This window comes from Micromonospora wenchangensis, assembly GCF_002210435.1.
GTDB lineage: Bacteria > Actinomycetota > Actinomycetes > Mycobacteriales > Micromonosporaceae > Micromonospora > Micromonospora wenchangensis.
In genome coordinates this window covers 24,806-38,266 of the sequence record NZ_MZMV01000045.1, presented here as the reverse complement: position 1 = coordinate 38,266, position 13,461 = coordinate 24,806, and the positions used below count along the sequence as shown (strand labels likewise).

The following is a 13,461-nucleotide window of genomic DNA, read 5'->3' as shown; positions in this document are numbered from 1 at the left end:
CGGCGGTCAGGGACGGCGTGACCCCCGGATGAACTGGTCGACCGCCGTCCGGGTGATCCCGTCGAGCAGGTCGGGTGCGACCAGGTTGCCGTTGACCAGCGTGGCGATGCCCTGCAAGGTGGCGAACAGCACGATGCCGGCACGGTCCGGGGGGCCGGGTTCCAGCACTCCCTGGGCCTGCCCCTGGGCGATCAGGTCGTGCATCAGCCCGAACGGTCCGGCGGCGGCCGCGACGAGGTGCTCGGCCCCCTCCCGGTGTTTGCCGGTGAACATCAGCTCCAGCAGGGCGGCGTCCTCGGTGGCGAACCGCAGGTAGGCGGCGGCCATGGCGTGCAGGCGCGGCGCGAAGTCCGCACCCGCGGCGGCGAGCGCGGCGCGTAGCTCGGCGTGCAGCCGGGCGAACCCGGCCTCGGCGAGGGCGTCCAGCAGCGCCTGCCGGTCGGCGAAGTGCCGGCGTGGCGCGGCGTGGCTGACGCCCGCGTCCCGGGCCAGTTCGCGCAGCGAGAGCTGGCCCGCGCCGTGCTGGCGCAGGCTGCGCTCGGCGGCGGCGAGCAGCGTCGACCGCAGGTTTCCGTGGTGGTACGCGGGCACGGGGGTCATCGTAGCCCGAAAAATGTCGTCGTTGCCGACATTGTTGTCGCCGTATACATTGTTTCCCATGACAACATTCACGACCGCCCAGATCCCCGCCCTGACCGGCCGTACCGTCATCGTGACCGGCGCGAACAGCGGCATCGGCCGGTTCGCCGCGACGGCGCTCGCCGGCCGGGGCGCCCGGGTCGTGCTCGCCGTCCGCGACCCCGCCAAGGGTGCCGCCGCCGCTGCGGGCATGACCGGCGACGTCGAGGTGCGCCGGCTCGACCTGGCCGACCTCGCCTCCGTCCGCGCCTTCGCCGAGGGCTGGACCGGGCCGATCGACCTGCTGATCAACAACGCCGGCGTGATGATCCCGCCGCCCACCCGTACCGCCGACGGGTTCGAGCTCCAGTTCGGCACCAACCACCTCGGGCACTTCGCGCTCACCAACCTGCTGCTGCCGCAGGTCCGGGGGCGGGTGGTCACCGTCGCCTCCTCCGCGCACCGGGCCGGAAAGATCGACTTCGCCGACCTGAACTGGGAGCGCCGCCCCTACCGGGCGTTCCCCGCGTACGCCCAGTCCAAGCTGGCGAACCTGCTGTTCACCGCGGAACTGCACCGCCGGCTCACCGAGGCCGGCTCGCCGGTGCTGGCGACCGCCGCCCACCCCGGCCTGGCCGCCACCAACCTGCTCGGGCACCTCGACGACCGCTCCCGGTGGAACCGGCTCCAGACGGCGGTGGTCAACCGGTTCGCGCAGAGCGAGGCCGACGGCGCGTCGCCCACCCTCTACGCGGCGGTCGCCGACGTGCCGGGCGGCAGCTACGCCGGGCCGGACGGCCTCTTCGAAGGGCGTGGCGCGCCCAAGCTCGTCGGCCGCTCGAAGAAGGCCCGCGACGGCGCCGTCGCCCGTCGGCTGTGGACGGTCTCCGAGGAGCTGACCGGCGTCACCTTCCCGCTGGCCGCCCAGCCCGCCCGGTAGGTGACCGCCGACGGCACCGGCCGGCCCCGGTGGGTCGCTGACGGGACGGTTCACCCTGCGGGGCAGCGGGCGTCGGCACCGGGCAGGGTCAGGTCGACGAGGTACCTGTCGACCACGGCGACCGTGCACGCGTCGCGCAGGTAGGTGCCGTGGCCCGAGCCCTCGTAGGTGACCAGGCGTCCGTGCCGGCCCAGCTGTCGGGCGACGTGGGTGGCCCAGGCGTAGCCGGTGCGGGGATCGTGTCTGGCGTTGAGCAGCAGCAACGGCGTGCGGGTGTGCACCCGTATCTCGTGCGGTGGATTCCGGACCGGGGACTGCCAGCCCAGACAGGTGTGCACGGCCAGCAGGCCGGCACCGTAGCGGACGTCCGGTGCGACGGCCCTGGCTGCCCGGACCAGGGCCGCGTACTCGTGGTGGTCGCGGACGGTGGCCGGCCAGTCCGCGCAGAAGACCGCCACGGCCACCGGGAGTCTCACCTCGGGCGGCGGCATCCCGGCGGCCATGTCCCGGACGGCCTCGGCAAGCTGCGGGAAGCGGGGGCCGGCGAGCATCCCGAGGGCCACGGCGGTGACGTCGAATGCGGTGCGCGGGGCGTACCCGTCGTTGTCGGCGCGGGCCAGCACCGCGGCCCAGACCGCCCGGACGTCCCGGCCGTGCAGCACGCACCCGGGCGAGCTGTCGCACCAGGCCACGAATTCGTCGAAGGCGTCCTGGAGCGCCGCCGCCTGGGTACGGGCGAAGGACCGCACGTCCAGGCTGTGGTCGAACACGCCCTCCAGCACCACGGCCCGGACCCGGTCGGGATACCGCTCGGCGTACTGCTGACCCAGCAGCGTGCCGTACGAGCTGCCGTGGAAGGTAAGCCGCCGCTCACCCAGCGCACGTCGCAGCGCCTCCAGGTCGTGCACCGTGCTGAGCGTGTCGGCGTACGCGAACACCGGGCTGGTCGGGCGGCACCGGTTCCACAGCGCCCGGTTGTAGGCCACCGTGGCGTCGAAATCGGCCTGGCCGGTCAGCACGACGGGCGGCCTGCGCAGCTGCGGGTCGGGAGTGCAGACCGGGGCGGCGCTGCGGGCCACCGTACGCGGATCGAAGCTGACCAGGTCGAACCGGTCCAGCAGCTCGTCGCTGAACCGGTCCCCCCGGCGGATGCGTTCCACCCCCGAGTCCCCGGGGCCGCCCGGCCCGAACACCAGCGTGCCCACCCGCTGCTCCGGCACCCGGGCGGTCCGACGGGCCACGACGAGCGTGAACGTGCGCCCGTCCGGCCTGGCCCAGTCCACCGGCAGGCGCAGCGGGGCGCACCGCACGCGCGGGTCGGGTGGTACGTCGGGCAGATCGTCGGGACACCCACCCCAGCTCAGGCCCGGCGGTGGCCCGGGACGCGCCTGGGCCACCGCCGGGAGACCGGCGAGGACGGTGGACACGGCGACGACGACGGTCACGGTACGACGGAACACGGCGGACCTCCCGGGCTGCGGCTACCCTTCCACCCTGGACGCCCGGCCTACCCGAGCCCCATGCGGAAGAACCCGGATTTCGTCCCTGAGGTTGCGCTCCGACCACCTCGACGGGGTGACGGGTCCGCCACCGGTCGTTTGTGGACGGTGTGACCGGGGAACAGGGCTGGTATGGCGAACGGACAGACGAAGACCGTCGGTGGTCTGCTCATGCGGGTTCTCGGTGTACTGCTGGTCGTGGTGGGCGTGCTGGGGGCGCTCGCCTCGCTGACCCAGGGCAACGTCGTCGGGATGGTCCTGGGTGTCGTCCTCGTCGCCGGGGGCGCGGTGCTGCTCAAGCGCTCCGGGCGGGCCGGCCGGTCGGGAGCGGTGGCGTCGACCCGGTGACCGCGCGGCGACGTCAGCGCCGCCGCGACCGGTCGCCGTCGGTCGCGCCCCGGGGCGTCGGACGCCGCGCGGTTAGGGTGGGGCCATGGTGTTCTGGCAGCTGACGATCGACGCGAACGACCCGGCCCTGCTGGCCCGGTTCTGGGCTCAGGCGTTGGGCTACCGGCCGACACCGCCGGCCGAGCCGGCGACCACCTGGAACGCGCACTTCCGTGGCCGGTTGGGTGGGGCGGCGGCGTTCGAGGACCGGCTGTTCGACCCGGCGGGGCTGCGTCCGCCGCTGTGGTTCCAGCGGGTGCCGCGGGAACACGCCGGGAAGAACCGCCTCCACCTGGACCTCTATCCCACCGGGCGGGACGATGCCCTGCCCCAGGCGCGGCGGATCGAGATCGTCGAGGCGAAGGTGGCCGAACTGGTCGCGGCGGGCGCGACCGTGCAGCGCCGGACCCGGGGCGACGACCCGGCGGACCTCTACTACTACGTCACCATGCACGACCCGGAGGGCAACGTGTTCTGCGTGAGCTGACGTCGGTCCGGCCCGGACGCGCCCGGGCCACCGCCGGGTGGCCGGTGGTGGGCGGACGCCCGGGCTGGCTGAGCCGGATGCGCGGGAACCGGGGGCTTCGTCCCGGCTACACCGACCGGGTGATGAGTTCGTCGGTGGTCCACCGGGCGACGCCGGCCGGATAGGGCGGCGTCAACCCCAGGATCACGTGCCCGAAGCCGGCGGCGGTCGCCGCGCGGATCGCGGCCCGGGTCTCCTCGGGCCGGTCGTAGGAGACCGGCAGGTGGATCGAGCGGGTGATCGAGGCGGGATCCCGGCCGATCTCGGCGCAGTAGCCGTCCAGCAGTGCGCTGCGGGCGGCCAGGTCTCCGATGTCCCCACCGCCGGGGACGTTCCACACGTCGGCGTGCTCGGCGACGACCCGCAGCAGGGCCGACGAGCGTCCGCCGACGACTATCGGCGGGTACGGCCGCTGTACCGGCTTCGGATTACCGTAGGCCCCGGTCAACCGCACGTGTTCGCCGTGGAAGTCGAACGGCGCGTCCTCGGTCCACAGCCGCCTGATGACCGTGCACGCCTCGGCGAGGCTCTGCACCGAGTGGGTGAAGTCGTGGTAGGGCAGGCCGTGCGCGGTGTACTCGCGGCGGGCCGCCGGATGACCGGGGCGGGAGCCGGCGCCGATGCCGAAGTCGAGTCGTCCGCCGGAGACGATGTCGACGGTCGTGGCGATCTTGGCGAGCATCGCCGGGGGCCGGAACCGGTTGCTGGTGACCAGCAGGCCGAGGCGCAACCGGCGGGTCCGGGCGGCGAGGGCCGAGAGCAGCGTCCAGCCCTCGTACGTCGGCCCGTCCGGGTCGCCGCCGATCGGCATCAGGTGGTCGAAGAGCCAGGCGTGCGCGATCTCGGGGATGTCGTCCGCCTCGAGCCAGACCCGCAGCACGTCGTGGTAATGGACCTGCATCGGTGCGGTCATGATCCCGAAGCGGATGGGGGCGGGGTGCGGCACTTTCCGTCCTTCCTGATCCGGCGCTCAGCGGCGGCGCAGCGCCGGGTCGAGCAGGGCCGGCGGGGTGTCGTACTTCTCGTCGGGGGCCAGGTCGACGCCGGGGGCGACGATGGCGTCGATGGCGTCGAGCACGTCGGCGGTGAGCACGGTGTCGGCGGCGGCGAGTTGGCTGCGCAGGTGCTCCGGCGTGCGGGGGCCGATGATCGCGCTGGTCACGGCGGGGTGCGCGGTGACGAAGCCGAGCGCGAGCTGGATCAGGGTGAGCCCGGCCTCCTCGGCGACCTTGGCGAGCTGCTCGACGGCGTCGAGCCGGGCCCGGTTGGCGGCGACGGTGAGGTCGAAGCGGCCGGGCAGGACGTCGGCGCGGTGGGTGGTGATCTCCCGGCCCGCCCGGACCGCGCCCGACAGCCACCCCGAGGCGAGCGGGCTCCAGGCGAGCACGCCCAGGCCGTACTGCGCGGTGACGGGCAGGACATGGGTCTCGATGCCGCGTTGCAGGATCGAGTAGCTGGGCTGCTCGGTGACGTACCGGCCCAGGTGGTGTTCCCGGGCGGCCCACTCGGCCTGCACGAGCCGGTACGCGGGGAACGTCGAGCAGCCGAAGTAGCGGATCTTGCCGGCCCGCTGGAGGTCGGTGAGCGCGGACAGCGTCTCCTCGTCGCTGGTCGTCGGGTCCCAGCGGTGGACCTGGTAGAGGTCGACGTGGTCGACGCCGAGCCGGCGCAGGCTGCCGTCGAGGGCGGTGTGCAGCCAGCGACGGGAGGTGCCCCGGTGGTTGCGTTCGTCGCCCATCGGCAGGGCCGCCTTGGTGGCCAGCACGATGTCGTCGCGGCGGCCGGCGATGGCCCGGCCGACCAGTTCCTCCGACTCGCCCTGGCTGTACCGGTCGGCGGTGTCGATCAGATTGATCCCGCCCTCCAGGGCGGCGTCGATGATCGCGGTGGCCTCGGCCTGGCCGGTGCGGCCGATGGCGCCGAAGTTCATCGCGCCGAGCACGAGGGTGCTGACCTGGACGCCGGTGCGGCCGAGGGTGCGGTACTGCATGAGGGTTTCCTCCACGGGGTGACGGGGGCGCGGCTGGCCGCCGGCCGTCCGGCTCTGGCATCATGGTTCAAGCGGAACCGTGTTCCGCTCTGAACTATACGGAACGCTGTTCCGTTTGCCAAGGAGTCCGGAGGTGACGGCGCGGTGGTCGACGGCGGAGCGGGGTCACCCACCCCGGGCGGGCGCGCCGACGCGCCCCGGAAGCGGGCCGACGCCCGGCGTAACGAGGCGGCCCTGCTGGAGGCGGCCGCCGCGGCCTTCCTCGACGCCGGTGTCGACGTGCCGGTACGCGACATCGCCGCGCGGGCCGGCGTCGGCGTCGGCACCATCTACCGCCACTTCCCGACCCGGGCCGACCTGATCGTCGGGGTCTACCGGCACCAGGTGCAGGCGTGCGCCGAGGCCGCGCCGGCCCTGCTCGCCGACAGCGTCACGCCGCACGCCGCCCTGACCGCCTGGATCGACCGGTTCGTCGACTTCCTGGTCACCAAGCACGGCCTCGCCGGGGCGATGAGCTCGGACACCGCCGCCTTCGAGACGCTGCACGGGTACTTCCTCGACCGCCTCGTCCCCGCGTGCGCCCGCCTGCTCGACGCCGCCGCCGCGGCCGGCGAGATCCGCCCCGGCACCGATCCCCGGGAGCTGCTGTTCGCCGTCGGCAACCTCTGCGCCGGCCGCGCCCCCTACTACGACGCCCGCCGGATGGTCGGGCTCCTCGTCGCGGGGCTGCGGCTGCGCTGAGGGGCGACGCCCGGTGGCCGGGCGTCGCCCCGACGTCGACGTCGTCCGCCGGCCAGGCCGGGCGGGGGCGGATCAGCGCGCGTAGTGCGCGGCGACCGCGGCGAACGCGGCCTTCGGTTCCCAGGGCAGGCCGGGGTACGTCTCACCGGTGCGCCCGTCGAGCACCTTGACGATCCCGGGGCTGGCGAGGTCGAGGTCGTCGCGCGGGTCGCCGTCCGGTCGGTGCGGGAGGCTGGGCAGCGCGAACAGGTGGACGAAGGCACTGTCGACGCCCTCGCTGTCGAAGATGTCGAGCAGTTCGCTCAGGTACGCGGCCTGGCCGGGCTCGTCGCGCTCGTACACCCCGTCCAGCCGATGGGGTCTGCCGCTCGGGCCGTACTCGATGATCTCCATGCTGCGCGGCGCGACGTCGCCCGCGCCGCGCCAGGTCGCGGTGCCGAAGCCGGTGACGGCGACCGGCTTGGGCTGGTCGACGAGCCGGCGTACGCCGTCGCGGAACTGGTCGGCGACCTCGGCGGAGCGGATCAGTTCGACGGTCACCACGTCGAACAGGTCCCAGTCGACGCCCTCGAACGGGATCGCGGCGTAGGTGACCCTCCCGTGGAAGCGTTCGCGGACCGCCGCCACGGTGGCGCGCAGGAACGCATCGAGGCGGGTGCGGACCCCGGCGATGCGCTCGGCCCGGCCGTTCGGGTCGGTCAGCAGGTGGTCGAGGCGGTCCGCGAGGCGGTCCCCCTCGATGAACCCGCGGTTCATGATGCTCAGCTCGGCGCCGGTGACGAACACGATCTCGGCTCCCGCCGCGCGGAGCCGCTCGGCCCGCTCGGCGCAGTCGAGGAACAGGGCGCGGATCAGGTCCGGTTCCAGCTCCAGGGGGTACGGCGAGAACCAGACCTCCAGGCCGAGCCCGGCGGCGATCCGGGCGGCGGACTCCAGCCGCCCGGGATCACCGCCGACCAGGTGGACGGCGGTGCAGTGCAGGTCGTCTCGGATGATGGCCAGCTCCCGCCGGACCACCTCGGGGTCCCAGTGCGGCACCGAGTTGACGCCGTCGGTGACGAAGCCGGTGTCGTAGGCCATGCCTTTGGCGCGCATGTCGGTCCCTTTCGGTCGTGGTGCTGCCGGAGTTCGGAGGGACCGTAGCATATTTTTGCGTGCACGCAATTTTGCGTGCACGTACCGTGTGTGCGACAGTGACGCCGTGACCGATCCACCGACGCTGCGGGAACGGAAGAAGCGGGCCACCCGGGAGGCCCTACAGGCGGCGGCGCTGCGCCTCGCGCTGGAACGGGGGCCGGACAACGTCCGCGTCGAGGAGATCGCCCAGGCGGCAGGCGTCTCGACCCGGACCTACAACAACTACTTCCCGAGCCGGGAGCAGGCCATCGTCGCCGGGGTCGCCGCCGACCGCGCGGCCGGAGTCGCGGCGGCGGTGCTCGCCCGGCCGGCCGGGGTCGGCCTCGCCGACGCGGTCGTCGAGGCCGTCGTGGGCCTCTACGCCGACCCCGGCGACCAGCCGCCCGCCGCGCTGCTGATGATCGCCGCCAGCCCCACGCTGCGCGACTGCTACGTCGAGGCCGTCACCACGTTCGAGGAACCCCTGGCCGGGGCGGTCACCACCCGCTGTCCCGGCGTCGGACCACTGGCCGCCCGGGTGCTCGCCGCCGCGGTCGGCGCGGCGGCCCGGGTGGCGCTGCGGCAGTGGCTGCACGGCACGGGCGAGGTGCCGTCGATGGCCGGTTTCGTGGTGCCGCCCGCGCCGCTGCCGGACTTCGTCCGGGCGGCGCTGCTGCCGCTGGCCCCGGCGCTCGACGCCGCCGCGTCCTGACCCACCGCTGCGGTGGACCCCCGCCCCCGCCGGGTGGGAGCCGGACGCGCGTGGTGCCGACGCGCGGTCCGGTCCCGCCCGGCGGGAGCGGGGGCCCGGGGCGGGACGGGACCGTAGCGGTCCCGACCCGGTGAGGCGTACGCCCCGGGTGAGGCGGTCAGGTACGCGACAGGGCGCGGTCGCTGACCGAGGACTGGAGCCCGAACTGCCGGGCCCGGCGCTCGGCGAAATCGGTCAGGCCCTGACTGTCGGCATAGTCGAGGCTGTACAGGTCCAGCTCCAACTGGAGCAGCTGCTCGGCGATCTGGGCGTGGAACTCCAGCACGTCGGGCGGCCACGGCGCGTAACCCTGGTCGGTCCACCGGGCCGAGAACGACTCGAAGACGATCCCGTCGACGATCTCGGCCAGCCGGGGCAGCATGCCGAAACCCCGGTTCGCCAGCAGGTACGCCGGCTCCGCCTCCTCCCGGATCGCGGCGACCAGGGTGAGCAGGTGCGGCACGTCCTCCGGGAAGGTCAGCTCGACGTTGAGCGTGTCCAGGAACAACCCGGCGAACCCCTGCGCGATCGCCTGCTTCGCCTGCCCCACCACGTGCGACACCCACAGCGGATGGTCGACGTGGACGAACGCGCCGCCCCAGTCCGGGTTGCGCTCCTGCCGCTGCCAGGGCGCGGGCGGCCCCTGGTCCTCCGACAACGACAGGTAGCCGAGGGTCTGCACGTCCTGCGCCGCGAGGTAGCGCAGCTCGGCCGGACGGTAGAAGTCCGGTTGCAGCACCACCCGTACGTAGCGGGTCAGTTCGGGCAGGCGGCCGTCGCCGTAGTAGAAGCAGATGGGGCGGCGGCTCATCACGTCCACCCGTGTTCCCGGTACCAGGCGAACGTGCTGCGGACCCCCTCCTCCAGGCTGACGGCCGGCTCGTAGCCGGTCAGCTCGCGCAGCCGGGACAGGTCCGGGCAGCGGCGGGCGACCGATCCCGGCGGCGCGTTCCCGGGTGCGATGGCGGGGCTGACCCCGGCCACCCGCAGCACCAGCTTCGCCAGGTCGCCGATGTTGGTCTCCTCGCGGTCGTTGCCGATGTGCACGATCTGCCCGGCGGCGGCCGGCGTCGCCATCAGCCGCAGCATCGCCTCGACCGCGTCGTCGACGTGGCAGAACGCCCGGAACTGGTCGGCCCCCGGGACGGGGAACGGGTCGGCCCCGCGCAGGGCGCGCAGCGACATCTCCGGGATGACGTGGTCGGCGCCCATCCGGGGGCCGTACACGTTGTGGAACCGGCCCACCACGGTCTCGAAGCCCCGGGCCCGCGCCGTGTGCAGGAAGGCGGCCTCGCCGAGCAGCTTGCTGGCCGCGTACGCGAACCGTGGCGCGGCGATGTCGGAGATCATCGGCGGCACGGTCTCGTCGGTCGGCACCGGCACCACCCCGGCGGTCACGCCCCCGGCGTAGACCTCGCTGGTGGAGGCGAAGAAGACCCGCTCGCCCGGTGCCACCCAGTCGAGCAGGTGCAGCGCCGACAGGGTGTTGACCCGGATCACCCGGGCCGGGTCCTGCTCCACGTTGCGCACCCCGACGACGGCGGCGAGCAGGTAGACCTGGTCCCAGCCGGTCGGCAGCGCCGCCCAGGTGTCCGGGCTGGTCAGATCCCCGGAGACCACCTGCACGGCCGGGTCGGCGCGCAGCCGGTCGAGGTCGGCGTCGTCGCGGCCCCGGGAGAAGTCGTCCACGATCGTCACCCGGTGCCCGTCGGCGACGAGCCGGCGGGCCAGGTGCAGGCCGATGAAGCCGGCCCCGCCGAGCAGCAGCGCCCTCATGCCGACACCGCCCCGACGGTCGCCGCGTCCGCGCCGGCCGCCCCGGCGGGGGCGGGCGGCAGGTAGCCGAGCCCGGCGTAGCGGACCCCGGCGGCCAGCACCGCGTCCGCGTCGAGCACCCGCCACGAGTCGTAGACGAACGCCGGTGGCGTCGCGCCGAGCACCTCCGGCACCCGCAACGCCCGGTAGTCCGGGTGGTCGTTGATGATCAGGACGGCGTCCGCCTCGGTGAACGCCTTGTCCAGGCTGACCGGTTCGCCGCCGTACTGGCGGATCACGTCGTCGGTGACCATCGGGTCGTGACCGAGGACGGTGACCCCGGCGGCGGAGAACACCCGCATCATCGGCTCGATCGGCGTGCCGCGCATGTCGTCGGTCGCCGGCCAGCCCTTGTACGCCCACCCGAGCACCGCCAGCCGGGCGCCGAGGCTGCGCCCGCGCGCCTCGACGAGCATCCGGACCACCGTCTCGCCGACGTGGATCGGCAGGTACTCGTTGAGCTGGCGGGCCTTGCCGACGAGGAACGGCCGGCGGTCACCCGCACTGTCGATCATGATGTACGGGTCCTTGGAGAGGCAGCCGCCGCCCACGTACCCGGGCTTGGCGAGATCGGGGCGCGGGTAGTCGACGTTGGCCGCCCGGATCACCTCCAGCGGGTCGAGGCCGTGCCGCTCGGCGACCAGCGCGATCTCGTTGCCGAACGCGTAGATCAGGTCGGTGTGGCAGTTGTTGGACAGCTTCACCAACTCGGCGGCCTCCAGGCTGGAGACCGGGACGATAGTGCGGACCAGCCCGTTGAAGAACCCGGTCGCGGCGACCAGGCTGTCGTCGTCCAGGCCGCCGATCACCTGCGGCAGCTCCACCAGTTCCCGCAGCGCCTGCCCCTGGATGGTGCGCTCCGGGGCCATCACCAGCCTCACCCGCTCGCCCCAGGCGGCCTGGAGCTCCGGCAGCACCACCCGACGGCTGGTGCCCACCGGCACCGTGCTGCGGACCACCACCAGGGTGTCCGGCCGGCAGCTCGCCGCCACCACCCGGGCTGCGGCGGCCAGGTTCGCCAGGTTGGGCCGGTGGGTCATGTTGTCCACCGGCGTCGACACGCTGATCACCGCCACGTCGACGGTGTCCTTAGGCAGGTCGGCGGCGACGTGGATGCGCGTACCGAGGTGGGCGGCGAAGACGTCCTCGATGCCCGGCTCGAAGATGTGCGGCCGGCCGTGTGACAGCGCGTCCAGCACCGCCGGTGACACGTCGGCGCCGTACACCGTGAAGCCCTTGTCGGCGAGGGCGGCGGTGAGGGTGAGCCCCACGTAGCCCAGGCCCACGACCCCGATCTTCATGCTCATCTGCTGTCCTCTCGTGTGCGGTGTGTCGTGAAGGGGGGAGCGGTCCGCCCGGCTCACCGCGCCTCGCCGGCGGCCCAGATGTCCTTGACGGAGGTGGCCAGGTCACGCACCGGCGACCAGCCCAGCTCGGCGGCCCGGCCGATGTCGGCCTGGATCCAGTCGACCGCCTGCGAGCGCTGCGGCCCGGCCCCGGCCTCGCGGACCCGGCCCCGGTAACCCGCCGCGTCGGCCAGCAGGCCGACCGCCTCCCGGGCGGTGACGGCCCGGCCGCTGCCGGCGTTGACGACCCGGTACCGCAGCGTCGGCGCGAGGACCGCCGCGACGACCAGCGCGGCGAGGTCCCGCACGTCGACGAAGTCCCGGTACGCCGACAGCGGCCCCAGGGTGATCTCGGCGGCCCCGTCGTCCAGGGCGGCCCGCAGCCGGGCCGCCGCCCGACCGAGCAGGTTCTCCTGCGACATGCCGGGGCCGATCGGGTTGAACACCCGCAGCGAGACCGCGTCGACCTCGCCGGCCTCCCCGGCGAGCTGGAACAGCCGGGTGCCGGCCAGGTGGCTGACGCCGTACGCGCTGACCGGCCGGGCGGGGGAGTCCTCGGTGACCGGGACCCGGTCCGGCACCGGCCCGTACTCGCCGGCCGAGCCGAGCCGGACCAGCCGGGCCCGTGGCGCCGCGGCGGCGGTCGCCTCCAGCAGTTTCGCCGCGACCAGGGTGTTCGCCGTGACCAGTTGCCCGGCGGAACCGGTGAGCGCGCCCACGCAGTTGACCACCGCGTCCGGGGCGACCTCCCGCAGCAACCCGGCCAGCGCGTCCGGCGTGCCGTCGAGCAGGTCGTGGGTGGTCCGCCCCGGGCAGACCACCTCGGTCACCCGGGGGTCCGCCGTCAGCGCGTCGCGGGCGTGCCCCCCGATGAACCCGGACGCCCCGAACAGCAGCACCCGGGTCACGTCAGCTCCCCGGCGCCCACCACGCCCGTCAGGTCGGCGGCCAGCGGCTCGCCGACGGCCCCCACCGGGTCGCCGACGGCCACCTCCACCGGGGTCGGCCCGGCCGGCAACAGGATCGGTTTGAGCTGGTGGAACGACCGGTTCGCCTCGTCGTAGTCCTCCGGTCGCCCGATGTCCAGCCAGAACCCGTCGAACGGGTACGTCATCGGCGGGTCGCCGCCCGCGAGCAGGTCCAGCACGAGCTGGTCGAAGCCGAGGGCCAACCCGGCCGGGTAGGGCTCCAGGGTCCGCCGGGACATCCCGTAGACGCCCATGCTGACCGGGTAGCGCAGCGCCGGCTTCTCCCGGAACCCGACGACCCGGCCGGCGTCCACGTCGAGCACGCCGAAGTCGATCCGGTGCACCCGTTCCGAGGTCGCCAGGGTCAGGCCGGCCCCGGAGCGCTGGTGGCTGCGCAGCAGGTCGCCGTAGTCCAGGTCGGTGAGGACGTCCCCGTTCATCACCAGGAACTCGTCGGGCAGCCGGTCCTTGAGGCCGAACAGCGGGCCGACCGTGGACAGCGGCCGGTCCTCCTCGACGTAGTCGATGGCCAGCCCCCACCGGTTGCCGTCGCCCACGAACGCCCGGATCAGCGGGCCGAGATGGTTGATCGCCAGGGTCACCGAGGTGAACCCCCGCGAGGCGAGCTGGTCGAGCACGATCTGCAGGATCGAGTGGCTGTCCCCGATCGGCATCAGGGGCTTCGGCAGCGTCGTCGTGTACGGCCGGAGCCGCACCCCTTTGCCACCGGCAAGGATCACCGCGTGCAACCGGACCTCCCCATA

15 protein-coding genes are annotated in these 13,461 nt (G+C 73.9%); 5 read left to right on the top strand and 10 right to left on the bottom strand.

What is annotated here, in order from left to right:
• Window positions 1–6 precede the first annotated feature (6 nt).
• Window positions 7–600 carry a TetR/AcrR family transcriptional regulator gene (locus B5D80_RS23305; protein WP_088646060.1) on the bottom strand — a complete coding sequence of 198 codons (594 nt, stop codon included), beginning with the start codon at window positions 598–600 and terminating at the stop codon, window positions 7–9.
• Between the two features lie 58 nt (window positions 601–658).
• On the opposite strand from B5D80_RS23305, the gene B5D80_RS23300 reads away from it, so the two are divergent.
• A complete protein-coding gene (locus B5D80_RS23300) occupies window positions 659–1,558 on the top strand; it encodes an oxidoreductase (protein WP_088646059.1) in 900 nt (299 codons plus the stop codon).
• Window positions 1,559–1,608: 50 nt separating this feature from the next.
• On the opposite strand, the gene B5D80_RS23295 is transcribed toward B5D80_RS23300, so the two are convergent.
• Window positions 1,609–3,018 carry an alpha/beta fold hydrolase gene (locus B5D80_RS23295; RefSeq protein WP_088646058.1) on the bottom strand — a complete coding sequence of 470 codons (1,410 nt, stop codon included), beginning with the start codon at window positions 3,016–3,018 and terminating at the stop codon, window positions 1,609–1,611.
• A gap of 171 nt (window positions 3,019–3,189) precedes the next feature.
• Here B5D80_RS23295 and B5D80_RS23290 point away from each other — a divergent pair, with 171 nt between their 5' ends.
• Together B5D80_RS23290 and B5D80_RS23285 are read left to right on the top strand one after the other, a co-directional pair.
• Window positions 3,190–3,405 carry a hypothetical protein gene (locus B5D80_RS23290; RefSeq protein ID WP_088646057.1) on the top strand — a complete coding sequence of 72 codons (216 nt, stop codon included), beginning with the start codon at window positions 3,190–3,192 and terminating at the stop codon, window positions 3,403–3,405.
• A gap of 85 nt (window positions 3,406–3,490) precedes the next feature.
• On the top strand, window positions 3,491–3,931 hold the full coding sequence (locus B5D80_RS23285) for a VOC family protein (protein WP_088646056.1): 441 nt from the start codon (window positions 3,491–3,493) through the stop codon (window positions 3,929–3,931).
• A gap of 106 nt (window positions 3,932–4,037) precedes the next feature.
• Here B5D80_RS23285 and B5D80_RS23280 read toward each other — a convergent pair whose 3' ends face one another.
• Window positions 4,038–4,883: an LLM class flavin-dependent oxidoreductase gene (locus tag B5D80_RS23280; RefSeq protein ID WP_211291620.1), complete on the bottom strand. Its 846-nt coding sequence runs from the start codon at window positions 4,881–4,883 to the stop codon at window positions 4,038–4,040.
• Window positions 4,884–4,940: 57 nt separating this feature from the next.
• Window positions 4,941–5,960 carry an aldo/keto reductase gene (locus B5D80_RS23275; RefSeq protein WP_088646055.1) on the bottom strand — a complete coding sequence of 340 codons (1,020 nt, stop codon included), beginning with the start codon at window positions 5,958–5,960 and terminating at the stop codon, window positions 4,941–4,943.
• Between the two features lie 144 nt (window positions 5,961–6,104).
• Between B5D80_RS23275 and B5D80_RS23270 the strand changes: the two genes are divergently transcribed.
• The gene (locus B5D80_RS23270; RefSeq protein ID WP_088646054.1) at window positions 6,105–6,701 is read left to right on the top strand and encodes a TetR/AcrR family transcriptional regulator; all 597 of its coding nucleotides are present in this window, start codon (window positions 6,105–6,107) and stop codon (window positions 6,699–6,701) included.
• Window positions 6,702–6,773: 72 nt separating this feature from the next.
• On the opposite strand, the gene B5D80_RS23265 is transcribed toward B5D80_RS23270, so the two are convergent.
• Window positions 6,774–7,796 carry a hypothetical protein gene (locus B5D80_RS23265; protein ID WP_088646053.1) on the bottom strand — a complete coding sequence of 341 codons (1,023 nt, stop codon included), beginning with the start codon at window positions 7,794–7,796 and terminating at the stop codon, window positions 6,774–6,776.
• A 106-nt stretch (window positions 7,797–7,902) separates the two neighbouring features.
• On the opposite strand from B5D80_RS23265, the gene B5D80_RS23260 reads away from it, so the two are divergent.
• Window positions 7,903–8,529 (top strand): TetR/AcrR family transcriptional regulator, encoded by a 627-nt coding sequence (locus B5D80_RS23260; protein ID WP_245854916.1) that lies wholly within the window; start codon window positions 7,903–7,905, stop codon window positions 8,527–8,529.
• Between the two features lie 157 nt (window positions 8,530–8,686).
• On the opposite strand, the gene B5D80_RS23255 is transcribed toward B5D80_RS23260, so the two are convergent.
• Genes B5D80_RS23255 through B5D80_RS23235 form a run of 5 tightly spaced genes read right to left on the bottom strand, consistent with a single transcriptional unit; the run spans window position 8,687 to window position 13,437 of the window.
• Complete coding sequence (locus B5D80_RS23255; RefSeq protein ID WP_228543478.1) at window positions 8,687–9,379, bottom strand: hypothetical protein; 693 nt, start codon at window positions 9,377–9,379, stop codon at window positions 8,687–8,689.
• Entirely contained in the window at window positions 9,379–10,344 is a 966-nt protein-coding gene (locus tag B5D80_RS23250; protein ID WP_088646051.1) for an NAD-dependent epimerase/dehydratase family protein, read from the bottom strand. Before B5D80_RS23250 ends, B5D80_RS23255 begins: the two co-directional genes overlap by 1 nt.
• Window positions 10,341–11,690 (bottom strand): nucleotide sugar dehydrogenase, encoded by a 1,350-nt coding sequence (locus B5D80_RS23245; protein ID WP_245854915.1) that lies wholly within the window; start codon window positions 11,688–11,690, stop codon window positions 10,341–10,343. The genes B5D80_RS23250 and B5D80_RS23245 overlap by 4 nt, the downstream gene beginning before the upstream one ends.
• A 53-nt stretch (window positions 11,691–11,743) precedes the next feature.
• Window positions 11,744–12,637, bottom strand: coding sequence for an NAD-dependent epimerase/dehydratase family protein (locus B5D80_RS23240; RefSeq protein WP_088646050.1), 894 nt, complete (start codon window positions 12,635–12,637; stop codon window positions 11,744–11,746).
• Window positions 12,634–13,437, bottom strand: coding sequence for a nucleotidyltransferase family protein (locus tag B5D80_RS23235; RefSeq protein WP_281253494.1), 804 nt, complete (start codon window positions 13,435–13,437; stop codon window positions 12,634–12,636). Before B5D80_RS23235 ends, B5D80_RS23240 begins: the two co-directional genes overlap by 4 nt.
• Window positions 13,438–13,461: the final 24 nt, after the last annotated feature.

Excerpts from the sequence above, each read along its gene's own strand:
- B5D80_RS23305 (WP_088646060.1), bottom strand. The coding sequence starts at position 600 with ATGACCCCCGTGCCCGCGTACCACCACGGAAACCTGCGGTCGACGCTG.
- B5D80_RS23300 (WP_088646059.1), top strand. The coding sequence starts at position 659 with ATGACAACATTCACGACCGCCCAGATCCCCGCCCTGACCGGCCGTACC.
- B5D80_RS23290 (WP_088646057.1), top strand. The coding sequence starts at position 3,190 with ATGGCGAACGGACAGACGAAGACCGTCGGTGGTCTGCTCATGCGGGTT.
- B5D80_RS23285 (WP_088646056.1), top strand. The coding sequence starts at position 3,491 with ATGGTGTTCTGGCAGCTGACGATCGACGCGAACGACCCGGCCCTGCTG.
- B5D80_RS23280 (WP_211291620.1), bottom strand. The coding sequence starts at position 4,883 with ATGACCGCACCGATGCAGGTCCATTACCACGACGTGCTGCGGGTCTGG.
- B5D80_RS23275 (WP_088646055.1), bottom strand. The coding sequence starts at position 5,960 with ATGCAGTACCGCACCCTCGGCCGCACCGGCGTCCAGGTCAGCACCCTC.
- B5D80_RS23265 (WP_088646053.1), bottom strand. The coding sequence starts at position 7,796 with ATGCGCGCCAAAGGCATGGCCTACGACACCGGCTTCGTCACCGACGGC.
- B5D80_RS23255 (WP_228543478.1), bottom strand. The coding sequence starts at position 9,379 with ATGAGCCGCCGCCCCATCTGCTTCTACTACGGCGACGGCCGCCTGCCC.
- B5D80_RS23250 (WP_088646051.1), bottom strand. The coding sequence starts at position 10,344 with ATGAGGGCGCTGCTGCTCGGCGGGGCCGGCTTCATCGGCCTGCACCTG.
- B5D80_RS23245 (WP_245854915.1), bottom strand. The coding sequence starts at position 11,690 with ATGAGCATGAAGATCGGGGTCGTGGGCCTGGGCTACGTGGGGCTCACC.